The sequence below is a fragment of the Paenibacillus sp. J22FR5 genome, assembly GCF_059691975.1.
This window is the reverse complement of sequence record NZ_JCAUAN010000016.1, coordinates 52852-78349: the sequence shown is the minus strand read 5'-3', so window position 1 is coordinate 78349 and position 25498 is coordinate 52852. Positions and strand designations below refer to the sequence as shown.

Below are 25498 nucleotides of genomic sequence, written 5' to 3'. Positions count from 1 at the left end.
TAATGAAAAATACGATGGGTGGAAAAAGCATTATATTACGTCTGGAGCTGCTGACAGAGCAAATCCACTTCGGACAATTGATCACAGTTATTACGGAAAATGGTGGGGATGTAATCGCGATTGACGTCATCCAAACCGGTGCGAATTGGACGGTTCGAGACATTACGGTAGCGGCATCCGAGCAAGCCCAGCTGGACAATATTGTTGCCAGGATGAAGGATCTCGCTGGCGTACGGCTCGTTCATGTCTCCGATCGCACATTTCTGCTTCATCTCGGCGGCAAAATCGAAATGAAGCCCAAATCGCCGATCCAGAACAGGGACGATCTGTCCCGCGTGTACACGCCGGATGTTGCGAGAGTTTGTATGGCCATCCATGAAAATGAGGATAACGCCTACAAGCTGACGATCAAGCGGAATACAGTCGCTGTTGTTTCCGACGGCAGTGCCGTTCTAGGTCTCGGCAACATCGGACCCTACGCGGCGATGCCCGTTATGGAAGGTAAGGCGATGCTTTTCAAGCAGTTTGCTGAAGTGGACGCGTTCCCCATTTGCTTGAGCACGCAGAGTACCGACGAAATCGTCGCAACCATCAAGCACTTGGCTCCAGGCTTTGGCGGTATTAATCTGGAGGACATTTCCTCACCTCGCTGCTTTGAGATCGAGGAGCGGCTCCGCAATGAGCTGGATATCCCCGTGTTCCACGATGACCAGCATGGTACAGCCGTTGTCTTGTACGCAGGACTCATTAACGCGCTGAAAGTCGTCGGTAAGCAGATCAATGAGGCCAAGGTTGTCGTCTGCGGAGTTGGGGCAGCGGGCATTGCCTGCTCCAACATTTTGCTGGCTGCAGGTGTGAAAGAGCTGATCGGGGTTGACCGGGAAGGCGCGTTGGTACGTACGAACGAGTACGCAAATCCGCATTGGAAGGAGTACGCGGAAAGAACGAACCCTAACCTGCGATCCGGTTCCCTTCATGAGGTCATCGAAGGGGCAGACGTGTTCATCGGCTTGTCCGCTGGTGGTTTGCTGAAGCGAGTGGATGTGGAACGGATGGCGGCAAAGCCCATCGTGTTCGTGATGGCGAATCCAACGCCTGAAATTCATCCGGATGAAATCGAAGATATCGCTGGTGTCATAGCAACGGGGCGTTCTGATTTTCCGAATCAGATTAACAATGTACTTTGCTTTCCGGGTATTTTCCGGGCCTCCTTGGACTGCCAAGCCTCCACGATCAATGAAGAGATGAAGCTAGCTGCTTCCGCAGCGATTGCCTCCGTTGTCACGCAGCAGGAATTGAACAAGCTGTATATCATTCCAAGTGTGTTTAACCAAGAAGTAGTTAGACGTATTCGGGAAGCCGTCATTCATGCCGCCATTCAAACGGGTGTGGCACGACGGATCCCCCGCGAGTTTCGCCATGCAGAATAATCAGACCAAACCAGACGTCAACGAGGTAACAAGATTGGAGGGTTTTAATCTGGTATGGAGCTTTTATTACTCGGGTTACTAAAGATTATTGTCATTAATATTGTATTGAGCGGAGACAATGCGGTAGTGATTGCACTGGCCTGTCGTAATCTGCCTACCGAACAACAGAAAAAAGCAATTTTTTTCGGTAGCTTTGGTGCGATTGTACTGCGTGTGATTTTTACTTTCGTGGCCGTATGGTTGTTGCAGGTTCCGTTTGTTCAAGTCCTCGGCGGCCTACTGCTTATATGGATTGCTGTTAAATTGATGATGAATGAAGAGCAAGAAGAAAAACTGCCCTCTAGCCAGCATTTGGGAGCAGCGATTAAAACCATTCTTGTTGCCGATATGATCATGAGTCTGGATAATGTGCTTGCGATTGCAGGGGCTGCAGGCGGTAACTTTCTGCTCATTGCTCTTGGATTAACGATTAGTATTCCATTGATTATCTTTGGAAGCAAGCTGCTTATGGCGCTGATGAACCGTTTCCCCATCATCGTTATGTTCGGTGTTGGTTTGCTGGGGTATACTTCCGGGGAAATGATCATGAGTGACGCTGCGGTCGCATCGCGAATAGAATCCATTCATTCGGTATTCCACTACGTGCTCCCCGTACTGCTTGCTGTAGCTGTTATTTGTATAGGTAAGTGGATGCAAAAGAGGCAGAAGAACGAATCCATGCGTGCAGATTTGGTAAGTTAATCGTAACTTAATCGTAACACAATGGAGGGATCAATATGGGTAGTTTGGAAACAAAAGCCATTGTAGAAATCAATCAAGCGGCGAATCAGTTCCAATCAAGTATTGTCATTCAGGTGGGGACGAGGTTTATTGATGTGAAAAGCATCCTTGGTCTGAGTGTCACGCTCTTCAACAATCAAGCGTACAAGCTTGATATTCATGGACCAGATGAAGAGGAAGCCATCGAGGTCATGAAGGGTATTTTTGACAAGCATGGTCTTAAATTAAATGGGATATAAGCAGCTAAAAAGAAGAAACGAGAGACAAATGTCTTTCGTTTCTTTTGCTTGTCAAGCCTCGAGTGAATTAGTTAAGTACGGATATCAATGCTTCCAGCGACGTTTTACACGCGTTAGCATCTTGATGTACAGCGCGTACTTGTCTCAATACTTTATCTACGGCATTGTCCACCTCAGTCCACTTCGTTTTGTTTATTGGCTTAAGCCGAGCCTCAGCTTTGTCCCATGCGGTCTCCAAATCACTAACGCGTGACTTTGCGGCGGACAAATTTCCTTCTTGCACAAGACTTAGTGTATCTTCCGTAATTTTCTGGAAATTAGTCATATCATCCTGCGGGAAGGCTTGCGTGACGGAGCTAGACGAATCCCCCTGAGGTAAGACATCTTGAAGACTAGCATGACGTAAAAAATAGCCTGATCCGGCCGCGAGCACCAGTACAGAGACAACCACCGCAACTTGCCAGATAACGGTAGATCGTTTTGTATCAGTTGCTTTCTTTGTTGATGTGGGGATCAAATCTCGCTTGGTGACAGAAAGGAAAATGACCAACAGCAGAATCGCTAGAATGAATATTGCGCTTGTAGCAGTTGCACCTAATCCTAACCCACCGTTATTTTGTGTTTGTGAAAGGAAATCTCCTAACGAAGCACCCAAAGGACGCGTCATGATATAGGCAATCCAGAAAGCTAGCACAGAATCAAGCCCAAATCTCCAAGCGACAGTCATTGAGGCAATTACCGCACAAACTATGACACCAGTTACTACGTAACCAAGGCCAAGGCTCTCTGCCATCAGGTCTCCTGCCGCCGTACCCAGTGCAAATGTGAAAAGGATTGTTAACCAATAAAAGAATTCTCTTCGTTTAGTGAAAATGGAGTGGATAGAGAGTGTTTTCTCGTTGACGTACCATAAGGCAAAGCTCAACACCAAGACTACACTGAAAACGATCGTGCTCACTTCAAGAGGGATACCCAAGTTGTCTGTCATATTGTCAGTAACAAGTGTACCAAAGATGCTGATTAAGAATACCGTCAACCAATAAATACTAGGTATATATTTCTTCGCTTTAAACTGAAAGTAGATTGCAGCAAGTAACAAGACTCCCATTACAATGGAGGTACCCGTCAGACCAAAACCGAGATTGACATTCAGGAAATCGGCTGCAGTTTCACCGACTGTGGTACATAAAATTTTTATGATCCAAAAAAAAATGGTTACCTCTGGAACTTTACTTAACATGCTTTTCGGTTCATTTGATTTGATCGTTTCCATGTGCTATCTCCTTTTAAAGATTTTTTAAAACACCACTCGTAAGAAAATTTATTACCATTCATCTTCCTCGACTTGGTTATTGTACATGCTTCACATGAAAAGATTATGAGAATTCTGTTGACGAATTGCAGTCAATTCGATTAGTCAACTCAGTCATACGCAATTTCTTCATTAGTTTTTAATCTTGGTTTAGTAAGCTTTCTAACTGAGGCTAATATAACGATTGAAGGAGTTACTTATGAATTTATCTCAATTAGACTACCAATGGTTTCAAGCGATTAATCACTTAGCTGATAGGTTTTCCGCTTTGAATCCTCTGGTTGCTTTCTTTGCCAATTAACAAGATTATGCGTCAGAAAGGGCTGAAAAAGCTTTCGGAAACCATAATCCGCATGTATGAATCCATTGAACATAAGGTATGGAAGCCTTAAACAACGCAGACAAGCCAGGATAGAGTATGCTCAGTCCTGGCTTGTCTTGTCAGCCTCATCTTCACTGGATTAAGAAAAGCTTAAGAATTATGGTGAGTGATCGGAGAAGCAAAGGAGCGCTAAGCGAATAAAAACAAAATTACTAGCCAAACTACAAAACGATAATGGGCAGACTTTTGGGGCGGATAGACGAACTTTACAAAAAATACGCGGTTTCTTCAGAATCGATTACGATTTCAGAACATGCGATTTCGATTAGTTAGGATGATTCATTTGAAGCAAACTCAGCACAATACGAAGCTTTTAAGCGGTATAAGTATACTTGTCATTGCAGGCATCATAGGCTATTATCTCTATCTTGTTCATACAGGGGAAGCAGAAAGGCTCATTAATCGTATTCGGGATTTTGGGCAAATAGGAATTGTTATTGGCATCCTAGTTCAGTCCATCGTGAATATGATCCCAGTACCTGGAGAATTTATTTCTATTGCACTCATGGAAATATATGGCCCAATTTGGGGCGGTGTTTATTCGTGGATTGGCGGTGTAATGGGCGCGGTTGGTGCGCTCTATTTAACCAAATGGATAGCAAAGCCTTTCTTCGGTAAATTAGCGCAGCCGTTCCTTCAGAAAGTTGAAGAATTCACAAAAAAGCATGAAACGTTTGGTCTATTACTCATCCGATTCGTCCCGTTGGTCCCGTACCATTTTGTGAATTATACAATGGGTTTTTTGAAAATAAACATCTGGTCTTTTATCTGGACCACTGGATTGGGGATACTTCCCTACACGATAGCAATGAGCGGTCTCTATGCGGGAGTTCGCAATGGTTCATTCCTATGGGGAGCCATTGGTATCGTCGTATTTATATTATTGCTAGGATTAAGCTGGATGTTAAAAGGCAGGCGGAGACGTATATCAAATCGGGTGTGAATTAATTTAAGCTTTAGATCCTTAGCCCAAATGAAGAGCACCTCTCTTAAAATAGACATTGGAAAAGCCCCTAGTAATCCGATTCTATTCTTAGGGAGGCGCTTTTTTTATTTACAAGGGAATATTATCCAATTAAGCCAACGGTTTTCGAAAGAGGAGATACTCCTCATAGTTACTGATGACTGGTAAGTGATGAGCAAGTGACGAAAGCGGTAGGTAAGAACCTATATAAAAGGAAAATGGGTGAGGGTTATTTTTCCTATATTTTGTTCAGAATACAAGGGATGGGAGGGCTTTGTGTGGGTGTTTTAACAACTTGGCTAGAACATTACGGCTACTGGGTTCTTTATTTTGCCCTCTTACTTGAAATGCTGGCTTTACCGTTTCCAGGGGAAGTCTTGATGAGCTATTCAGGTCTACTTATCTTTCAGGAGAAACTAAATTGGATCATTGCTATCATTACAGCATGGGCTGGTGTATCGACCGGGGTGACCATTTCCTATTGGATTGGGCTTCGCTTAGGTACTCCTTTTTTCAATAAATATGGTGCTCGCATTCATTTAGGCCCTGATAGGCTCCATAAAATTTCCTTTTGGTTTCAAAAGTATGGTAATAAATTGCTGATCATAGCCTTTTTTATACCAGGCGTTCGACATTTTACAGGCTACTTTGCTGGCGTAACCCGTATCTCTTTTCGTACGTATACTTGGTATTCCTATATCGGAGCGTTCATCTGGGTAACGGTTTTTATCTCGCTTGGCAAGGTTTTGGGTCCACAATGGGAGCAATATCATCACTCGATACATCGGTATTTGGTTTACGCAGGGATCGTCGCGGCTTTCATATTGATTACGGTCTATCTGTTTCGGAAAAATAAGACTCGATTTACGGAAATGCTTACAGGAAGTCTCCAGAAGGGTATTTATCATTTTCACTCGATGGGTAAAGTGAAGTTTATTGTGCTTGCTGCTTTTACGGTTTTAGCTGCTTGTGTATCTCTCATGATCGGCATGATTCAGGAGTTCTTAGAAAATGAGTTTACGTTATTTGATGAGATTGTTAGCTTTATCATTCACGAAGTGTTCGACCCTAATTGGAGTGCCTGGATGAATCGTTTTGCACTACTGGGTTCGTATTATGTATTTATTCCTTTAATCGTCTTAACTACGATTCTGATTGTATGGAAAGGCAAGGATCGCATGCTTGAATTGATGAGTTTTGCATTCGTTATTGTGGGAGGAGAAGCGCTGGATGAAGGATTGCGAGCGTTATTTCATCGCGTGGGGCCTTCAACTGTCAGTCACGAATTTCCCTACACATTTCCAAGTGAGCAAACATTGCTTTCCTTGACGGTATGCGGCTTTGCCGCGTATTTGCTAGTCAGACATAAAGGGAATTTGAAAATTCGTCTCGCTGCGACCTTGTTAGTTATTACACTATGTCTGTTAGTCGGGATCAGTCGCATCTTCTTTTATGTTCAATATCCAAGTGATGTTCTTGCTGGCTACGTATTTGGGGGTACTTGGTTCAGCTTGAACGTGATTCTATTAGAGATTCTTCGTATGCTGCGCAGAAATGAAATACGAGAAGTAATGAAGTGACGTTAAAAATGTTTAATCTATTAAACTAGCCCTCGCATCTATGAATTATAAGAATATTATATATTAACTCAATTGAAAGGAGTTGATATATATGACAATTTTGGTCAACCAGTTTTATGGCATAGTCTACAGAAACAGCAATGGAACAACAACCGTTTTTAATGCACGAGTTGTGGCAAGAGGGTTAACTAGAATAAGAATTAAATTCATGAACGCAAGAGGTTTTATCGTATTTAGATTTCTTTTCATTCGTCAAATTCTTAGATTTGTCTTAATCTAATTCAAACTGTTTTGCTAAAAGCCCCAGACCTCTGGGGCTTTTTCAGTTGCGGCAGGCACGGACAAAGATGTGGTTCATGTATAAGAACTAGGCAATACCTAGATCAATTTCCATCTTTTAAGAATATAAAGAAGTAGTTAATGAAAGGGGGATTGTATGGGTTAAGTAGGTACATTACGGCTCGCGAGATACTTTAACAAGGGAGAGGATGGAATGCCTGGTAAGTTGGGATTGCACATATTTTATTCTAAGGATCACCATATACGATCTTATTTGCCTTCGACATCGGTATTGAATCGGGATTCTTTTTACCGCTTAATGAAACGGTATCAATCGGTTTACATAAAACCGAATTTGTCTCACATGGGCAAAGGTATCATTAAATCTTGGTCGACGAAAAAAGAGTATCGATTTGTCAAAGTGAAAGGGAATGTCAAATCCTTTAGGAACCTTAGGTCTACGTATAATGCTATACAAAAACAAACATCCACAGGCCTATATATTATCCAGAGAACGATTGATTTAGCAAAAATCAATACTAGACCTTTTGATATCAGAGTCATGATGATGCGAAACGCACAGAATCAGTGGCAGTATGCAGGAATGTTAGCTAAAGTTGCTGGACGATCTAGTGTGATTACGAACGTAAATAGGGGAGGTGGATATGCAACGCCCATTGAGAATGCGTTAGACACATCACTTCATTTATCCCATGATCAGAAACAAAGAATTATTCATGAACTAATTCGTTTAAGTCATCGTATTTGTAAACGATTTAATAGCTACAAATATTCTTCTCAAATTGGCATCGATTTTGGTATCGATCAACATCACAAAATATGGATCATTGAAGTCAATTTTGACTATCCATCTCATGAGCTGTTTAACAAACTCAAAGATAAAACGATGTATCGAAAAATTAAAAGCTTAAGAAATACGTATTTGAAAGCTCTCCGAGCTGGGACGATTAGAAGAAAGTGATTCTCCTCCAAAAGCATTAAAACTCCAATCCCATGGTTGAAGGGGTTGGAGTTTCTTAATTACTTACGTTTCATACGTAAGAACCGGCCGTTTGCTCTCGCGTAACGCAGAACTTTGAAAAACATTTTTTTATCTTTTAATTGGTTGAAAATAAAGGGGTCCGGTGCTGTGTTTACTTCTAGTACCCATGGTTTCATATGTTTATCGATTCCGATGTCGACACCAATTTCTTTGAATCGCGGAAAACTCTTCTGGTAATGCGTTGCAATTCGATAGCCTAAATTTCCCAAGCTATGGATATAATCTTTTTTCTTCTGTCCATGTACATAGGAACCCAGCAACAATTCTAAGGGCAACGGTTTTCCGCTATTATGAAAATTCGTCACTATTTTTTTGGGGTGTGCGACGCGACCGATATAACCAGTTGACTCCCAAATTCTTTTCGGGCTTTTTTGCACCATAATACGTATGTCGAATATTCGCTTTTGATGGGTTAATAGATGAATGCCTTGCTGGACCAGATAAGATCGGTTTAACTTGGCTTTGTTCAAAGCAGCGAATAAGCCTTGAAACGTATCAAATGACTTAGCAACTTTACCGGCTTGAAAGCGGTATTTATCATTTTTCACCACTCGAATAACGCCATGTCCGGCAGAGCCATTGCTGGGCTTCACATAAACCATCTTATGTTTGATTAACATTTGAAGCAGGTTTGTTTGACTATAGATCCTTGTTTCCGGAACAAATTTGCGAAGCTCATTATTTAATAAAAGAACCTTCGTTTTTATCCATTTACTGCTTATTGTACTTGCTCGATTCATTGTCATAACAACACCTTTACTTAGAAATTTGCGTTGCGTTTCTGTTGAGCTTTCCAATTATCATATTCAAATGAAGTTAAGGGACTTGGAGTGGAGTCTATTAGGAAAATAAAAATTTGATGATTCATTTCGTCTACGATCTAAGATTCGTATTCTCATTTTTTTCTCATCTTTATCAAGTAAAGTTATTGTAAATGCATGTTATCTTGCATTCAAAATAACTAAAGGATGATGATGATGAGTTTCACAGAGGTAGACTTTCACTTGTTCCAACTGATTAATCAATTAGGAAATGATCTTTCCTTTTTAAATCCAATTATGCGCTTCTTAGCTTCAAAAGCGGAGTATGTATTTTATCTCGGGGTTGTCGTGTATTGGTTTACAAGACAAGAAGCGAATCGCCGTATGGTTGCGCAGTCCTTACTATCCGCTTGCATCGCATTAGCATGCAGCGGTATTTTGGGTCATTTCTTTTACAGAGATCGACCATTCGTCACCCATACGGTCCTTCAATTGATCCCGCATCCGGCCAATGCTTCATTCCCAAGTGACCATGCAACCGCGGCTTTTGTGATCGCCACATCGATTTGGATGTTCCGCCGAAAAGCTGGGAATGTATGGCTAGTCTTAGCTGCTTGTATTGCTTTCTCCAGAGTTTGGACAGGCGTGCATTATCCAGCTGATGTCATGGGAGGAGCAATAATTGGAATAGTTACAGCTGTGATCGTAAATCAGTTATTTCTGCATTCCTCAATGGCACTGAGATATTTGAAGCTGATCATTCATGGATATGAAGTTGTGGAAACTAAAGTTTGGCGTAGGAATGTGAGAGGATGAAAGCATCTTGGGGAGTCATTTCTTTTCTATTGTTAGTGATGACTGCGTGCTCCAATTCGGATCAAAGCAATCCAGTGACAACCGAACAGTCTCCAAACCCTATTCCCATCGTTTCACCAACAAGCCCTCCGGTTAGCACGATTCAACCGCTGAAACCAGATATTGTAACTCCTCAACAAACGCCTGCTTCAAGTCCAGTGTCAAAGGAGCAGGCTCAACCTAAGGTCACTAAGCCAATTTTTGAAGGAGCAAGACCTGACCATGTTGTCATTGTTGTTGAAGAAAATCACTCCTATGAGAAATTAATCGGAAATCAAGCTGCTCCATATATCAACTCATTGGCCAAGGAAGGAGCATTCTTTACGCATTCCTATGCCGTAGCACATCCGAGTCAGCCGAATTATCTCGTATTATTTTCCGGCTCAAATCAAGGCGTTACAGATGACTCTTGCGGACATATGTTCAAAACGGCAAATTTGGCAAGCGAGCTGGTACAAGCAGGCTTTTCATTCGCTGGCTATTCGGAAGATTTACCTGCAATAGGCTCTACATCTTGTACAAATCACCAATATGGTCGAAAACATAGTCCTTGGGTGAGTTTCTCCAATGTAGCGAAGGAAAGTAACCTGCCATTTACGCAATTTCCAAACGATTATAGCAAACTCCCTACGGTTTCTTTCGTCATACCCAACTTGGATAACGACATGCATGATGGAACGATTCTATCCGCAGATGAATGGCTGAGAACCCACATCGGGACCTATGTAACTTGGGCTCAGACCCATAATAGCTTGCTCATACTCACATGGGACGAAGATGATTCTTCCAAAGACAATCATATTCCGACGATCTTTGTTGGATCGATGGTCAAGCCTGTTACTTATGATCAGCATATTACCCATTTGAATGTATTACGAACCATAGAAGATTTATATCATCTGCCTTATATGGGGGCTACAAATGCGGTCCCTGCTATTCAAGGTATTTGGAAAGACAAGTAAATGATAATCCGTTCGTATCCGTTCGTAGTTGAACGGATTTTTTCTTACTTTGTTTGGACGAATAGTTAAGAAAGATTTAAGAAATGGTTCATAAGCACTTCATTTCTGTTGTCTATCATGTAGTTGTAAGCCCATCATACAAACTTATTTTAGGAGGAAAACATGAAAAAGAAGTGGATAATGTTAGGTAGCGCTGTTGGAATTAGCTCTATTGTCATGGTAACAACTGGGTTTAGTGCATTAGCAAGTACATCGGGTTATGACGCTTATAAGTCAGCGCTTAAGAATACCAAAACGGTTCAAAACGTAGCTGTTCAAGCAGCTGCATCCTTGCAAGATAATGGAAATGTGCTTGCAAATGCAAGTGGTAATTTCAAGCTGAGCTTGGATTCGGAAACAGCAAGCGGCACTGCTAAAGTGTCGGCGAATGGGACAGACCAATCGCTTAGCTTCTATAAGCAAAGTAATCAAACCGTACTTAAATCCGACGCAAGTGATGTGTACTTCGTAAGTCAAGAAATGGAGAAGAGACACAAAAACGAGAAGAAAGTGAACGAAACGGAGATTCCTCAACAAGTTGAGACGGTCATTGATGCTCTAGTTGGGAATTTGAAGGACTTTGTAGCTGTTGACACGAAAGCCGATGGATCCAAAGATATCTCCATTCAATTGGCTAATGCTCAGATCCCTACGGTTGTTAATGCACTTGCGCCAATCGCATTGAAAGAAGTTACCAAGGATGAGCACGATGGTGAGAAAGCAGCGAATGGTAAAGATGCGAATGAACTTCCTTTCAATGAAGATTTCTTGAAAAATGCTGCGCCGCAGTTGACACAAGACATTAAGATTGAAAATGTATCCATTAAGGCTACAGTCAATGCTGCGAATTATATCTCTCATCAAGAAGCGGATCTAACTGTTTCTGGTAAAGATGATAGCGGCGTTGCACATCAAGTTACCCTTCATCTGCAAGCAGATCTATCCGACTATAACAACACAACGCCGGATACTATCGATCTTACAGGTAAAACCGTACAAACAGTGAAGCATAATAAACACGGTGAAGGTCATGACGCAAACGATTAATTGGAAATAAGTCATGTGATCCGTGCAGATAGGCTAGGAAACTAGCCTATCTGCTCATCTCAATAGGAAAGGGGAAACCTAATGAAACCGATTTTAGAGACATCCCATTTGAGCCGGGTGTATCGGAACGATCGTGGGATTCGAGATATGAATCTTCAATTATTTGAAGGGGATGTTTATGGTTTACTTGGGCCCAACGGTGCGGGTAAAACAACGTTTCTGAAATTGATTACGGGACTAATTCGTCCTGATCAAGGCACGATTTCCTTGTTTAATACAAACCTTGCCGAAAATTTCGCACAAGGCATGGGGCAGGTTGGCAGCATGATTGAATCCGCTGATTTCCATGAATTTCTCAGCGCATGGCAATATTTAGCGCTTGTTGCACGCTTCTATCCAAGTGTCACACCTGCGCGAATGGAAGAAGTTTTGGAACGAGTTGGCTTATTCAAAGTTCGCAAAGAGAAAATTAAGGGCTTCTCAACGGGCATGAAGCAGAAATTAGCACTTGCCGCGGCCATTCTCCCGGAGCCAAAGCTTGTCATCTTGGATGAACCAACCAATGGATTGGATATCGAAGGCACGGTAATGTTCCGTAAACTAATTAAACAACTCTCTTCAGAGAAGGGAACGTCATTCCTCATTTCGAGTCATATGATTCATGAGTTGGAACAGTTGTGTAATCGCGTAGGGATTGTCGTAGAAGGGCAATTGAAGAAAGAAGGGTACGTATCCGAATTATTGCAAATTAATCAATCCTTAGAGCAATTCTATATTAATGAGCTGCAGCTATCGGGGGAAAAGGAGGGGCTTGATTGTGCATAGTTGGCGCGCTGGTTACTTAAACGAACTTTATTTAATGTTTTATCGAAAGAAAATAGTGTTGTTTGTTGTTCTTTCGGCTTTACTTCCTGTCTTGCTTGCCCTTTCGCTTCATGCCTTACAGCCTATTCTAGGGCTTATTGCCGTGAGCCAGTCCTTTCCGATACAAATGCTTACGATTTATACAAGTTTGTGGATCCCACTGTTTATTTTCACTATGGTAGGAGATTTATTTCCCAATGAAATAGCGGCTAAAACATTAAAGCTTGCCTTACTTCGCCCGAATTCACGTTATCAAGTCTATGGCACGAAAGTCGCGGCGCTAGGATCAGGTATTGCTGGCATTCTGATTATTCTTGGCATCGTAACCTTCATTTGCAACCTTTTTACAGGAACATCAGCTAATTTCACGGATACATTACACATCGTCTTTGCTTATGCAGCAGCATTTGTCTCGATGTTTGCCTTATCGGCCGTTTTTATCTTTGTATCACAGTTTTTCAAAAGCGCGAGCAGCTTCATGGTCTTCTCTATCGTCTTGTACGTGGCAGCGAAAATCGCTCCATTCCTATTGAAATCCATTTCTGCCTTTTCACCATTTTCCTATACGGATTGGCACGTGTTATGGTTAAGTCAGGCCGTTCCGACAGGTAGATTAGTAACGTCAACCCTGTTCCTACTGTCCAGTTGGTTATTATTTCTGGCAATTGGTTACTATAAATTCGATAAAAAAGAAGTCTAATGCGGGGAAACCAATCATGTCCATTCGGCTGAGATTATTGCTATCGTATGCGGCCATGCTGCTCGTTCCACTCGTTATGATGATCATTACTGCTGCTTTACTCGTTCTTGTTTTTCGCGGCGATTTCCAGGGCATACGTGATCAACTGCAAACAGGGGTTGGATTATTTGAAAATCAGAATGTCGAACATTCCATAAGAGACTTGAAACGTACTTCAGAGAAAAACCCTGCTATTCTTGCAGATGTAGGCTACTTAGCAGATATTGATCAAGATCTCCAAATTAATAATGCTAGATTGATTGTTCGTAAGGAGAATTCCCTTGTTTATATTTCTCCATCCTTGCAAACATCAGATATTCTACAACACCTCCCTGTATTCAAACATCCAGGTCATCCAGAGCATGAAGATGCCAAGCATTATGGCAAAGATCTGTTTGAAGTGAATTCCTTTGATTTTTATTATAATGGGCAGCAGCCCGGCAGTATGTTCATTGTCACCACAGTTAGCCCTCTAGTTAACTTTACCCAAAAGTTTTTTCCTATTCTTTTTCTAACCCTGTTTATTATTCTGATTCTCACACATACGCTTTTAACGATTTTCGTCTCTAGGAGTATTGTTCGTCCTCTTCGTAAGCTAAAGAATGCGATGAAACGGATTCAAGCCGGAGACCTCGATTTCCAAGTGCATATCGCAAATAAAGATGAAATTGGGCAGCTTAGCATTGCTTTTGAACAAATGCGTAAACAATTGAAGGAATCCATTCAAACTCAAATTCAATATGAAGAAAATCGCAAAGAGCTTATTTCTAACATCTCACATGATATTCGTACACCACTTACCGCCATTAGGGGCTACGTGGATGGATTAGGAGATGGCATTGCGGATACACCAGATAAAAGACAAAAATACATGGAAATCATTTCGTCCAAAGCGGAAGAGATGGATCATTTAATTGATGAACTATTTTTATACTCTAAATTGGATTTGAAGCGAGTACCTTTTAATTTTGAAATCGTAGATTTCGCCTCTTTTTTATTGGACTGGTCAGATGAATTAGATTTTGAGCTTGGTAAAAAAGGCGTTCACTATAAGTCGGACATCACTTTACAGGAACAGGTACTGGTCTCGATTGATCGGGACAAAATGAGACGTGTCTTCTCTAATATTTTAGATAATTCGTTGAAATATTTGAATAAAACAGAGAAGTTCATTACTTTGCAGGCGAAAATAATAGGGAATCACGTCATGATAGAAATAACGGATAACGGAATTGGCGTTGATGCGGAAGCACTCCCTCATATCTTTGATCGGTTTTACCGGGCAGACCCCTCTCGTAACAGTCAACAAGGTGGAAGCGGGCTTGGACTCGCGATCTCGAAGCAAATGATTGAGGGGCATGGGGGAACGATAGGGGCGCGCAGTGTGAAGGATGAAGGAACTTGTATTACCATAAACTTGCCGCTTAGAAGGCTCAAAGATGGTGAATCGATTGAAACAAATTCTAATTGTAGAAGATGAAGAACTCATTGCAGAACTCGAGAAGGATTATTTAGAAGTGAGCGGCTTTAAGGTCGATATCGCGATGGATGGGGAGAAAGGCTTACAGCTGGGGCTAAGTGGGGAGTATGACCTGATCATTCTAGACGTCATGCTGCCACTCATCAACGGGTTTGAGGTCTGTAAGCAGATACGCGAAAAATATCAAATACCTATCCTGATGGTTACGGCAAAAAAAGAAGACATTGATATGATTCGCGGCCTTGGACTTGGTGCAGATGATTATATTACAAAGCCATTCAAGCCCGTAGAGCTGGTCGCGAGAGTCAAAGCCCATTTATCAAGGTACGATCGTTTAATAGGGACGAAGGAATACAGCGAGGAGATTCGGATTCATGGACTACTTATTGATTACGGATCCCGCCGCGTATTTGTTCATGAGCAAGAAATCAATCTAACAACCAAGGAGTTTGATTTACTGTATTTCCTTGCCATGAATCCGAATCGTGTATATAGTAAGGACCACCTTTTTGAGCGGATTTGGGGAATGGATGCAGTGGGAGATTCGCAAACCGTTACGGTTCATATTCGTAAAATAAGAGAAAAGATTGAAATCGAGCCATCCAATTCGCAATATATTGAAACCGTATGGGGAGCTGGCTATCGTTTTCGTATATAGCGTGTACAAAGCCATTTCAAATAGGAGTAGGAAGGATGGGTTCGGATGAGAGATCCATTGGATGAATTGGATGTTTTCTTGCATACGATACACAATCTTGAGGAAAAAGTAGCTGCTCTTATTCACCGTTCGAATTTAACTGAAAACGAAAAGGCGTTTATTTTAGAGCATATTCTTATCATTCCCGGAAAAAACAGAGACTATGAGGAGGGAAAACGAGTGTAATACAATGGCAAAAGGCCTCCTTCACTTTGAGTGAAGAAGGTCTTTCAATCTGTGCTAGCGCTTAGTTAATTACGCGGCGTGCCGTCGCGTAATGCGTCTTCCACCAACCTGAGTTCATATCGGTGATAGTCACACCAGGGCTTCCGTACGTATGCATAACCTTGCCATTACCGATATAAATACCAACGTGATGAATAGGAGAATAGAAGAAGACTAGATCTCCAGGCTGAAGTTGATTTCTAGGTACATAGCTACCAACTTGAGACTGTGCCTTAGAAGAACGCGGCAAACTAATGCCATTCTTGCCATATACATATTGGGTAAAAGAAGAACAGTCAAATGAGCGTGTATTTCCTTTTTGAGCGCCGAACTTATAAGGAACGCCAAGATAGTTCTTACCCAATGCAATGATGCTGCCAGCCTTGCTGGATACGGAAGTTGATGCAGTTGACATCGTGCTGGCTGTAGCAGCGTGAGCGGCTTGTGGTACCGCCATGACATTAATGGTTGCAAATAAGGAAACACTAAGTGTAATTCCTAATAGCGACTTTTTCAGGCGATTCGTTTTCACAGTATTCATGATTGGATATCCTCCTTAAGGATCGTGTATTAGGCTTTCACCTGGGATAACCTTAACACACATAAAACCTCCTAAGGATTACTAACTAGCTCTGTAAACGAGCACCCGCAAGGCTTCAATGAGGATTATTAGAAAACAATGAGAGTTCAGTGAGCATAAAAACATTGACATAACAAAGAAACATCTCTACATAACTATTAAAGAGGGTATCATACAAATTTTTGTCTCAAAGGAGTGACTGAGCATAGAAGCATTGTATGCCATATTCATAGGTTTTATTGGGACTGCCGTAGAATTTGTTGAAGCATTAACAGTCATCCTAGCGGTTGGGTTGGTTAGGGATGGAGATATGCGATAGGGGGAGCGGTTGCTGCTTGCATCGTTCTTATTTTGCTAGTATGCCTAATCGGAGCTCCTTTAGCTTTAATTATCCAAATAAGCTGGGTTCAAACTATTGTCGGATTATGCTCACTTTTATTTGGGATTCGATGGCTGCGTAAAGCTATTCTGCGTTATGGCGGATTAAAGGCACTTCATGATGAGGAAGAAGCATTCAAAGAAGAATTTAATCGTTTGCAAAAGGTTGGATTCGTCAAACAAGGGTTTGATCGATTTGCATTTATGACGACCTTCGGAATTACCATGCTGGAGGGTCTAGAAGCTATTATTATTGTTATTACATTCGGTCTTAGCCTTCATGAGATGAATTTTACTGTATTGGGCGCCGCGATTGCTCTGATACTCGTTATTTCAGCTGGCTTTATTTTACGTAAACCGTTATCCAAGGTACCTGAGAACACGATGAAATACGTCGTAGGAGTGATGTTAACCAGCTTTGGCGCCTTCTGGACGGGAGAGGGATTCGGTGTCATTTGGCCAAATGAGGATGCATCTATTTTATATATGGCGTTATCGATAGTGGTATTTTCATATGTTATTGTAAAACGTATTAAGAACAAATTACTGGGTGTAGGGCTTAAGAAAAGTAATAACGGGGGAGTGGAGATATGAAAAAAGTACTGAATATCATTTGGGGCTTATTTGTAGATGATGCCCGGTTAGCCATAACCTTAGTTATTTCTGTTGCAGCTTCCGCCTTCGTGTCTACACTTGGACATCCTTACATCGGAATGGTTTGTTTGTGGGTAGGTTTACTGTTGGCGCTTTTTATTTCCATTGAATATCAACTTCATGTAAAGATTCATGCAGGGAAAAAGTAGTCAAAAAACCCTTCAACTCTTAATTTGAGTTGGAGGGTTTCCTTATTGGAAGGGAAATAATCACCTCAGTTCCCCTATTACGATCGCTATTCATTTGGATTATCCCATGATGCAGATTGACGATAGATTTCGCTATGGCTAAACCTAAACCGGAACCGCCTGTTTGCCGGCTTCTAGAACGGTCGACACGATAAAACCGTTCGAAGATGAAAGGCAATTCTTCGGAAGGAATCCCAATACCATCATCAACAATTCGCATACATAGATGTGACTCCTGATTTTCAAGGTAAATTTCAATGCGTTGGTTCGCATATTTCAAAGCGTTATCCAAAATAATTAACAGTACCTGTTTGATTTGTTGTCGATCGGCTTCCAACAGTAGTTTTTTCTCGGAAGGGAAAAAAAGGATTTCTTTGCTAGTGAGTGGCTGAAGGAGCTGAATAGTCTCATTACAAAGCAATACGAGATCAAAGTTGCTAATGGAAAGTTTCGTTTCATGTTCTAGTTCAGCCAACTCAAGCAATTGATACGTCACTTGCTTCATTCGGTTACTTTCTGCATGAACAGCATCAATAGCTTCCCTATGAAGGTCTATGTTCTCGAAGCCCCATCTTCGAATGAGTGATGTATAGCCTTCAATAATCGTGAGTGAAGTCTTGAATTCATGCGAAGCATCGGAAATAAACTGTCGCTGTTTCAACATACTAGTCTCAATACGTTCCATCATGTGATTAAATGTCTCAGACAGCTGATAAAGTTCATCTTTTGACTTTCGATTCAAGGGGAGTTTTCTAATCTCAAGACTCGTTTCAATCTCTTTCATAACTTTAATCATACGTGAAAGAGGTAAGAATAGCAGTCTGGACAATAGAAAACTCCCTGAAATCGATACAAATATAGCACCCAAGGCAACATAACAGATAATTAAGATTAAGCGATACAAGCTTTGTTCTAACTCTATTGGCTCCGAAATGATCTCCAACGTTCCGATGATTTCTGTCCCGTTTTGAATAGGCGTTCGAACAATTAGTATCGTTTCCTGGTTATACGTATCTAAATAAGACTCCTGTGTATACGAAAATTGAGGAGGGATAGGCAATAATTCAAAACGGTTTGAAGCTTGGTTTCTTATCTTAGAAGTCTTGTCTATGGAGCGAATCATCGTGTGATTCGGGAGATACTTGCTCAGAAATAGGTTATTCTTAGTATCCTCATGAAGCAACTCTAAGGGGGATATGTTTTTGAGTATTTCAGTAGCTGCATTTTGCAGGGTTTCTATTTCTTCCTCTTTTTCGAACTGTGCGTAATAATAGTAAATAACAAAGATGAGAGGCAATAAAATGCCAATTAACCAAACGAAGGACAGCAGAGAGGCTTTTGTTTTAATTTTCATGTAGGCGAAATCTCCAAAATGTAACCAATGCCGCGGATCGTTCGAATAGTCGGGAAGGATGCATGTAACTTTTTTCGGACATATCGGATATAGACATCCACCACATTTGAATTCCCCAGAAAAGCATATCCCCACACATCATTCATGATTTGCTCCCGACTAAGAATTTCATTGGGATGCTCGATCAAATAAATCAGAAGTTGGAATTCTTTGGGTGTTAAATCGACCTTAACTCCGTTCTGTAATACCTCTCTCATTCTGAGATTCACAATGGTTCCCTCTAAAGAATAGATGAACGGCTCATTTTTTTTAAGTGCATTATAGGACTCTCGCGGCCGATTGTGGTAACGAATGCATGCTCGAATACGAGCTAATAGCTCCTCCATGTGAAAAGGTTTAGTCACATAGTCCTGCCCGCCAAGGTCAAGACCATTCACTATATCAGTGGGAGCACCACAGGCAGTTAGTACGATAATAGGCGTTTCTGTATTCACTTTACGGAAGCATCTTATGAATTCAAAACCGTTCATAACAGGTAACAAAATATCAAGAAGAATGAGGTTCCACTCATCGTTCATTGCTTTCTTTAACCCATCTGAACCATTTGAGGCTAACTCGACTGAGTATCCAGCATGTATGAGCTCTAACTGTAGAAGCCTTGCTATTCTCTCTTCATCCTCGATGACGAGTATTTTGCTTGTCATGAATACCACTCTCTTCCGACATAACGCAATAAAATGCATAGACCATGCATCTTATGCTTCATGAAAGTGGTAGGTTCGATTTCATTTTTGCTATTAATGGTTTCTGTTTTCTCATTATAATCTCATGAACAATCCTTATAGTAAGGTGACAGGTGGAAATATGATCGATTATGAAAAAGGGGAGGGCTTTTTGATGGGAAAACCAATTCTTCAATTATTAAATTTGACGAAACGGATTGGGAATAAAGTCATTATTGATAATTTAAATATCGCAGTGCCTAGAGGAGAAATTTTCGGATTTCTAGGGCCAAATGGCGCAGGAAAGACGACAACCATTCGAATGATGGTTGGTTTGATGAGCATCACGGATGGCGATATTCTCATTGATGGCGATAGTATTACACGGAATTTTAATAAAGCGATTATCAAAGTAGGGGCCATTGTTGAAAATCCTGAAATGTACAAGTATTTAAGTGGGTATAAGAACTTGATTCATTTTGCTCGAATGGTGCCGGGTGTAACGGAAGAGCGAATCCAAGAAGTCATCCGATTGGTTGGTTTAGAAAATCGCATTCAAGATAAAGTCAAAACGTATTCGTTAGGAATGAGACAACGGTTAGGCGTTGCGCAAGCCTTGTTGCATAAACCTTCTCTACTCATTTTAGACGAACCAACAAACGGACTTGATCCCGCGGGCATTAGAGAATTAAGGGATTACTTATACACCTTAACGCGTGAAGAAGGAATTTCTGTTCTTGTTTCTAGCCATTTACTTTCCGAAATGGAACTCATGTGTGATCGTGTAGCGATTATCCAAAATGGCAAATTAGTTGAGGTGCAATCCATTAAAGACTTAATGAATGAGGGACTCCAGAGCTCGGTTTCTTTCGAAGTGGACAACCTAGAAGCAGCCGTTCAAACGCTTGCTGATTTCCCAGAGGCACAAGCGAAGAAGGCAGAAGATCGTCTAGTCTGTTGGTTGGAAAAAGAACAAATTGCTCTGGTGGCTGAGCGTTTAATGAGAGCGGGTATCAAACTATATGGGATTAAAAAGAACTCCCCAACTTTGGAAGATAAATTCTTGAAAATGACAGGTGGTGAGTCAATTGGGTAATCTGCTTTTAAATGAAAATATGAAAATATACCAACGATTGCGTACTTGGTTGTTAATTATTGGTCTCGTTCTAACGACGATCTGCTTTCTGATTGCTCAACAATACAGTGTAAAGCCTGCACAAGTGGCCGATGCAAATTGGAAGGTCAATATGCAGCAACAGATTCAAAATGATACCCAGCAACTAAATAATATGAACAGGGGACCTGATTGGAAGACACGTGTCACTTCACGTATCCATGTGAATCAGTATCACATCGATCATAATATTCCGCCAACGGAGGAAACGCTTTGGGGGAACATGCTGAACGCTTCTAGTCTGATGATTGTGGTAACATTGATGACTGTTGTTATTGCCGCAGATAGTGTTGCGGGAGAATTCACTGATGGTACCATCAAACTGCTTCTAATACGACCATCGTCTCGATCCAAAATTCTACTTTCCAAGTATATTTCAGCATTTACGTTTTCCATTTTATTATTTGTCATCTTGTTTGCAACAGCATTCTTAGTATCAGGTATCTCACATGGATTTAAGGACATGAGTGCTCCATATGTCTACGCATCCAGCGACACGATTGCTCATGAAACCAGTATCGTGAAACATGCCATTAGCACCTATTTATATCAATGTATCCAGATGGTGATGATTGTCACGATGGCCTTTATGATTTCTACCGTATCACGAAGCAGCTCTATCGCCATTGCGCTTTCTGTCGGTATCATGTTTGCAGGTACAAGTATCGTAGGCTTCTTGTCCCAATATAACTGGGCGAAATATTACTTATTTGAAAATACGGACTTAACACAATACCTGAATGGGGCTCCCAATATTGTTGGAATGTCTTTAGCTTTCTCGGTCAAGGTTATTGTGATTTACTTTATCATTTTCAATATCTTCTCGTGGGTTGTTTTCAAGAAAAAAGATGTAACAGCATAACGATTACAAACGTGCCCTCTTATAGCGATTGTCCATATACCATTGGAAGATCCAAACACTGAAAGTGAACCAAAATCCGCTGGCAAAATAAGCACCAACAACATCACTTGGATAATGGACACCCAGATAGATCCGGCTAATACCAATCATGAATATCATAATCATGCTGATCAAAATGACCGCCGTTCTGCCACGCTTCGTTGGGACATGTCTCCAAAGTAGAAAAGCAAGCGCAGCGTACAGCGCAAAGGCCTCCATGGAATGACCGCTGGGAAAACTATAACCCGTTTCTTGGATCAGTCTGTGCAGGGATGGCCGTTCCCTATGAAAGATAATTTTCAAGAGCTGATTCAAGACTGCTGTGCCAGCAATAAGAACTACAAATAGAATTAATTCCATTCGGTGATGCAGGAATTTGAAAAATAGAAATAGGCAGAGGATTGAAATGACAATAACAACTGGCGTCGAACCGATAAAAGTAAAACATTTCATTACGGAAGTCAGCCTTGGACGTTCCATTCCTTGAATAGAGGAGATAACGCTGCTGTCAAAGCGTGCAATTTGCTGCCCCTTTAATAGGGAAGCAATCGCGGCAAAGCAAAGAACGGAAAGGATGCTTAGAACAAGGAAAATAGTAACTTTCATTTTTGAATTCATATCAAGAAGCTCCAATTCACTGAATGTGTAAGATAAGGGTAGTATAGCAAATTTAAGCTGTGAATATGTCGTTATGGTAAATTTCGTAACCTGTCAGGTAAGGAGAGATAGACAATGAACAATTCTTTAACAAATACGTTGAAACATGCAAAACAAATAGCTGCCAAGGTTCCAGAAATTACGCTCTATTTCTGGATCACGAAGCTGCTAACGACGGGCATGGGGGAGGTCGCCTCCGATTACTTATTTGAACATCTGAATCCATTGATTTCAGCACCTCTTAGTGTTCTTATTTTCATTGCAGCCATGATATTACAGTTCAAAGTTCGCAAATATGTGCCAGGTGTTTACTGGCTAGTAGTTATCATGGTTAGTATTTTTGGCACAATGGCTGCTGATGTTGTACGAGTCGGTCTGGGCATTCCATATATGGTTTCGACGATCTTCTTTGTGGTGGCACTTGCTGTTATCCTCATCACTTGGTTTTCCAAAGAAAAAACGCTATCTGTCCACAGCATTTTCACACGCCGTCGTGAGATTTTCTATTGGCTCACAGTCCTTACGACATTTGCGCTTGGTACCTCAGCGGGAGATATGACCGCGACGAGCATGCACCTGGGCTACTTCTCTTCTGGGGTGTTATGTACTGGTATGCTTGTGATTCCAGCCGTAGGGTATTTTTTGTTTGGCATGAAAGAAATTTTCGCTTTTTGGTTCGCTTACATCTTGACGCGCCCTGTAGGAGCCTCGTTTGCTGACTGGTTATCCGCCTCACAAGTTAACGGAGGAATGGGATTTGGCAGTGGTGCGGTTAGTCTAGTTCTAACTATCTTTATTGTAATCCTAGTCGTATTCCGTGGAGGTTCTCCCGCAACAGCACAAGATACGAAAGTGGATGTTAAGGTTGCATAAAGCCAACGTCCAATCAAACGACCTGCCTTCATAGGGCAGGTTTTTTTGTATTTTCATTGTTTTCTCATATACTTCACTTATAGTAAAGAGAATAGCATAGGAAGGGAGACGCCGCCGATGAAGCGCATATTGCTTATAGAGGATGAAAAGAATTTGGTTCGTTTCATCCAGTTGGAACTCGAACACGAAGCTTTTGAGGTAAGACCATCTTATGACGGGAAAACAGGTCTAGAATTAGCCCTTCAAGAAGAATGGGATCTGATCCTCTTGGATATCATGCTGCCTGAAATGAATGGAATTGAGGTCTGTCGACGTATCCGTGCTGCCAAAAAGACACCGATCCTGATGTTGACAGCGAGAGATAGCGTGGAGGATCGTGTATCCGGCTTAGACAGCGGTGCGGATGATTATATTCCCAAGCCTTTTGCCATTGAGGAGCTATTAGCTCGCATTAGGGCAGTTTTTCGACGTATGGAGCTAGAAGGAAATGCGCAGCATTCCCTGCTTTCTTTTCAGCATATAACAGTGGATTTGGATGCAAGGTTGGTTTACAAAGATAAGCAGCTCGTTGAACTAACGAAACGGGAGTTTGATTTATTAGTGATGTTTATGAAAAATCATCATCTTGTCCTTACGCGAGATATGCTCCTTGATCAAGTATGGGGATTTGATTCGCTCGTGGAAACGAATGTGGTGGATGTCTATGTCAGATATCTACGTAATAAATTAGATCATACGGGTGAGAATAGCTGTATTCAAACCGTGCGGGGAATAGGATACGTGATGAGATGAGAGGTCGTATAACGAGGTCCATTCAAAGTCTTCCAATAAAATGGAAGCTCATGTTGGGAGCTGCTTTGCTTATCTTCTTGCTATTTGCCTCCTATAATTTTGCGCAATATTTAGTGCTCAAGCAGTGGATGATGAAACAAGAGGAAGATCAAATCCAAGTGAACATGGTACAGCTCCAGGACTATTTCCAGGATAAATTAGCTTCCACAAACGACTTGCAAATTGCGGATACCCAACCCTATATCGAGAAACTAACGGGGAGAAACCAATTTGTACGCATTCTCGACAAGGAGGGCAAGCCGCTTTTAACCGTTTCGAACCATTTCGGAATGGGATGGGTGGTGCCGAAGTCAGTGGTTACGCCTGAACTTTACGATACGACGCACAAAGAGGATCATATTCTCATCTATCGAAGTCCGTTAGTCGCTGGGAAATTCGTTGGAACCATAGAGCTGGCGAGTAACCTTGAAACCTTCGATCATTTTAGTGAGACCGTACTATGGGTGATGCTGATCGGTGGGATATTAGCTGTTTTCATAAGCGGGATCAGCGGTTTAGCCATTTCGCGGCAGTTTATGCGGCCGATACGCGCATTGGCATCAACGATTCGCAGTGTGAAAGAGAAAGGGCTATCGGAACGTGTTACGGATATTCAAAATGGGGATGAGTTGTCTAGCTTAGCCAAGCTGTTTAATGAATTGATGAATCAACTTGAATTTTCTTTTCTTCAGCAAAAGCAGTTTGTAGAAGATGCTTCACATGAACTGAGGACACCCATTACCATCGTGGAAGGCCATTTGTCTTTGTTAAATCGATGGGGAAAATCAGATCCTGCTGTTCTTGATGAATCATTGGAAGCTTCGCTGCAAGAAGTTAGGCGTTTGAAAAAGCTGGTTCAAGAGCTTTTAACTTTAGCTAAAGTAGAAGCTAATTTGTTAAGTGATAGCTATACCTATCTCCAATTGGAACCGGTCATTCATGAGTCGTTAAAACGCTTTGAAATCCTTAATCCTGAATTTGAGTTTATTGAGAGCACGGAAAGCATCAGGGACGTCATGCTGCTCATGAACCCATTGCACTTGGAGCAAATGCTGATGATTACTCTGGATAATGCAGTCAAATATTCAAACCAGACGAAACGGATCGTCATTGAAGGGATTCGCCTGAAAAATGAGGTGCAAATCATTGTACAAGATCATGGCATCGGTATTCCTGAAGCAGATTTACCCTTCGTATTTGATCGTTTCTATCGGGTTGATAAAGCGAGAAATCGCGAGATTGCGGGCACTGGACTCGGGCTTGCGATAGCTAAACAGCTCGTTCTCAATTATCAGGGAAGTTTGACGATATCAAGTAAGGAAGGTGAAGGAACCCGTGTACAATTGACCTTCCCGATACACCAAATGAGGGATACCTAGTTTTCTCATCTTCCTCTCATTTTTATCAGGTAAAGTAATTGTAGTGTCTGTCCGAGGTATTGATTATTCACCTGCATGAAGCGATGGAGTCTAAAGTTTGGAGTCGAAA

Annotated in this window: 27 protein-coding genes; 21 read left to right on the top strand and 6 right to left on the bottom strand. The window is 41.5% G+C overall.

What is annotated here, in order from left to right; genetic code table 11:
- Positions 1-2: 2 nt before the first annotated feature.
- From AC58P7_RS19920 to AC58P7_RS19910, 3 genes are read left to right on the top strand one after another with little or no spacing between them, the layout of a single operon-like run.
- A complete protein-coding gene (locus AC58P7_RS19920) occupies positions 3-1430 on the top strand; it encodes an NAD-dependent malic enzyme (protein WP_497345901.1) in 1428 nt (475 codons plus the stop codon).
- A 54-nt stretch (positions 1431-1484) separates the two neighbouring features.
- A complete protein-coding gene (locus tag AC58P7_RS19915) occupies positions 1485-2171 on the top strand; it encodes a TerC family protein (RefSeq protein ID WP_497345899.1) in 687 nt (228 codons plus the stop codon).
- Positions 2172-2206: 35 nt separating this feature from the next.
- Positions 2207-2449: an HPr family phosphocarrier protein gene (locus AC58P7_RS19910; protein ID WP_497345897.1), complete on the top strand. Its 243-nt coding sequence runs from the start codon at positions 2207-2209 to the stop codon at positions 2447-2449.
- Positions 2450-2516: 67 nt separating this feature from the next.
- On the opposite strand, the gene AC58P7_RS19905 is transcribed toward AC58P7_RS19910, so the two are convergent.
- Positions 2517-3722, bottom strand: coding sequence for a COG4705 family protein (locus tag AC58P7_RS19905; protein ID WP_497345895.1), 1206 nt, complete (start codon positions 3720-3722; stop codon positions 2517-2519).
- A gap of 704 nt (positions 3723-4426) precedes the next feature.
- Here AC58P7_RS19905 and AC58P7_RS19900 point away from each other — a divergent pair.
- From AC58P7_RS19900 to AC58P7_RS19890, 3 genes are all read left to right on the top strand, one after another.
- Entirely contained in the window at positions 4427-5086 is a 660-nt protein-coding gene (locus AC58P7_RS19900; RefSeq protein WP_497345893.1) for a TVP38/TMEM64 family protein, read from the top strand.
- 299 nt (positions 5087-5385) lie between these two features.
- A complete protein-coding gene (locus AC58P7_RS19895) occupies positions 5386-6687 on the top strand; it encodes a bifunctional DedA family/phosphatase PAP2 family protein (RefSeq protein ID WP_497345891.1) in 1302 nt (433 codons plus the stop codon).
- Positions 6688-7180: 493 nt separating this feature from the next.
- On the top strand, positions 7181-7948 hold the full coding sequence (locus AC58P7_RS19890; RefSeq protein ID WP_497345890.1) for a YheC/YheD family protein: 768 nt from the start codon (positions 7181-7183) through the stop codon (positions 7946-7948).
- A gap of 59 nt (positions 7949-8007) precedes the next feature.
- On the opposite strand, the gene AC58P7_RS19885 is transcribed toward AC58P7_RS19890, so the two are convergent.
- Positions 8008-8769, bottom strand: coding sequence for a YheC/YheD family protein (locus AC58P7_RS19885; RefSeq protein ID WP_497345888.1), 762 nt, complete (start codon positions 8767-8769; stop codon positions 8008-8010).
- A 237-nt stretch (positions 8770-9006) separates the two neighbouring features.
- On the opposite strand from AC58P7_RS19885, the gene AC58P7_RS19880 reads away from it, so the two are divergent.
- The 8 genes from AC58P7_RS19880 (at position 9007) to AC58P7_RS19845 (ending at position 15659) form a co-directional block, all read left to right on the top strand.
- A complete protein-coding gene (locus AC58P7_RS19880; RefSeq protein WP_497345886.1) occupies positions 9007-9606 on the top strand; it encodes an undecaprenyl-diphosphatase in 600 nt (199 codons plus the stop codon).
- Positions 9603-10607 (top strand): alkaline phosphatase family protein, encoded by a 1005-nt coding sequence (locus AC58P7_RS19875; protein WP_497345884.1) that lies wholly within the window; start codon positions 9603-9605, stop codon positions 10605-10607. The genes AC58P7_RS19880 and AC58P7_RS19875 overlap by 4 nt, the downstream gene beginning before the upstream one ends.
- 162 nt (positions 10608-10769) lie before the next feature.
- On the top strand, positions 10770-11693 hold the full coding sequence (locus tag AC58P7_RS19870) for a hypothetical protein (protein WP_497345882.1): 924 nt from the start codon (positions 10770-10772) through the stop codon (positions 11691-11693).
- Positions 11694-11774: 81 nt separating this feature from the next.
- Complete coding sequence (locus AC58P7_RS19865) at positions 11775-12518, top strand: ABC transporter ATP-binding protein (RefSeq protein WP_497345880.1); 744 nt, start codon at positions 11775-11777, stop codon at positions 12516-12518.
- Positions 12511-13257, top strand: a complete 747-nt coding sequence (locus AC58P7_RS19860) for an ABC transporter permease subunit (RefSeq protein ID WP_497345878.1) — start codon at positions 12511-12513, stop codon at positions 13255-13257. The genes AC58P7_RS19865 and AC58P7_RS19860 overlap by 8 nt, the downstream gene beginning before the upstream one ends.
- Before the next feature lie 16 nt (positions 13258-13273).
- Complete coding sequence (locus AC58P7_RS19855) at positions 13274-14776, top strand: sensor histidine kinase (RefSeq protein ID WP_497345876.1); 1503 nt, start codon at positions 13274-13276, stop codon at positions 14774-14776.
- Positions 14739-15434, top strand: coding sequence for a response regulator transcription factor (locus tag AC58P7_RS19850; protein WP_497346008.1), 696 nt, complete (start codon positions 14739-14741; stop codon positions 15432-15434). Before AC58P7_RS19855 ends, AC58P7_RS19850 begins: the two co-directional genes overlap by 38 nt.
- 45 nt (positions 15435-15479) lie before the next feature.
- A complete protein-coding gene (locus AC58P7_RS19845) occupies positions 15480-15659 on the top strand; it encodes a hypothetical protein (protein WP_497345874.1) in 180 nt (59 codons plus the stop codon).
- 61 nt (positions 15660-15720) lie between these two features.
- Here AC58P7_RS19845 and AC58P7_RS19840 read toward each other — a convergent pair whose 3' ends face one another.
- The gene (locus AC58P7_RS19840; RefSeq protein WP_497345872.1) at positions 15721-16239 is read right to left on the bottom strand and encodes a C40 family peptidase; all 519 of its coding nucleotides are present in this window, start codon (positions 16237-16239) and stop codon (positions 15721-15723) included.
- Positions 16240-16629: 390 nt separating this feature from the next.
- On the opposite strand from AC58P7_RS19840, the gene AC58P7_RS19835 reads away from it, so the two are divergent.
- Both AC58P7_RS19835 and AC58P7_RS19830 read left to right on the top strand, forming a co-directional pair.
- The gene (locus AC58P7_RS19835; protein WP_497345871.1) at positions 16630-17250 is read left to right on the top strand and encodes a COG4280 domain-containing protein; all 621 of its coding nucleotides are present in this window, start codon (positions 16630-16632) and stop codon (positions 17248-17250) included.
- Positions 17247-17459, top strand: coding sequence for a hypothetical protein (locus tag AC58P7_RS19830; protein ID WP_497345869.1), 213 nt, complete (start codon positions 17247-17249; stop codon positions 17457-17459). The genes AC58P7_RS19835 and AC58P7_RS19830 overlap by 4 nt, the downstream gene beginning before the upstream one ends.
- Before the next feature lie 19 nt (positions 17460-17478).
- Here the strand turns inward: AC58P7_RS19830 and AC58P7_RS19825 are convergent, their stop codons facing one another.
- The gene (locus AC58P7_RS19825) at positions 17479-18852 is read right to left on the bottom strand and encodes a sensor histidine kinase (RefSeq protein WP_497345867.1); all 1374 of its coding nucleotides are present in this window, start codon (positions 18850-18852) and stop codon (positions 17479-17481) included.
- Positions 18849-19556, bottom strand: coding sequence for a response regulator transcription factor (locus AC58P7_RS19820; protein WP_497345865.1), 708 nt, complete (start codon positions 19554-19556; stop codon positions 18849-18851). Before AC58P7_RS19820 ends, AC58P7_RS19825 begins: the two co-directional genes overlap by 4 nt.
- A 193-nt stretch (positions 19557-19749) precedes the next feature.
- Between AC58P7_RS19820 and AC58P7_RS19815 the strand changes: the two genes are divergently transcribed.
- Both AC58P7_RS19815 and AC58P7_RS19810 read left to right on the top strand, forming a co-directional pair.
- The gene (locus tag AC58P7_RS19815; protein ID WP_497345863.1) at positions 19750-20670 is read left to right on the top strand and encodes an ABC transporter ATP-binding protein; all 921 of its coding nucleotides are present in this window, start codon (positions 19750-19752) and stop codon (positions 20668-20670) included.
- A complete protein-coding gene (locus AC58P7_RS19810; protein WP_497345861.1) occupies positions 20663-21610 on the top strand; it encodes an ABC transporter permease in 948 nt (315 codons plus the stop codon). The genes AC58P7_RS19815 and AC58P7_RS19810 overlap by 8 nt, the downstream gene beginning before the upstream one ends.
- A 3-nt stretch (positions 21611-21613) precedes the next feature.
- On the opposite strand, the gene AC58P7_RS19805 is transcribed toward AC58P7_RS19810, so the two are convergent.
- Complete coding sequence (locus tag AC58P7_RS19805) at positions 21614-22267, bottom strand: phosphatase PAP2 family protein (protein WP_497345859.1); 654 nt, start codon at positions 22265-22267, stop codon at positions 21614-21616.
- 114 nt (positions 22268-22381) lie between these two features.
- Between AC58P7_RS19805 and AC58P7_RS19800 the strand changes: the two genes are divergently transcribed.
- The 3 genes from AC58P7_RS19800 to AC58P7_RS19790 all read left to right on the top strand — a co-directional run bounded on the left by AC58P7_RS19800 (position 22382) and on the right by AC58P7_RS19790 (position 25389).
- On the top strand, positions 22382-23179 hold the full coding sequence (locus AC58P7_RS19800) for a COG4705 family protein (protein WP_497345857.1): 798 nt from the start codon (positions 22382-22384) through the stop codon (positions 23177-23179).
- Between the two features lie 117 nt (positions 23180-23296).
- On the top strand, positions 23297-23971 hold the full coding sequence (locus AC58P7_RS19795; protein WP_497345855.1) for a response regulator transcription factor: 675 nt from the start codon (positions 23297-23299) through the stop codon (positions 23969-23971).
- Positions 23968-25389, top strand: coding sequence for a HAMP domain-containing sensor histidine kinase (locus AC58P7_RS19790; RefSeq protein WP_497345853.1), 1422 nt, complete (start codon positions 23968-23970; stop codon positions 25387-25389). Before AC58P7_RS19795 ends, AC58P7_RS19790 begins: the two co-directional genes overlap by 4 nt.
- Positions 25390-25498 lie beyond the last annotated feature (109 nt).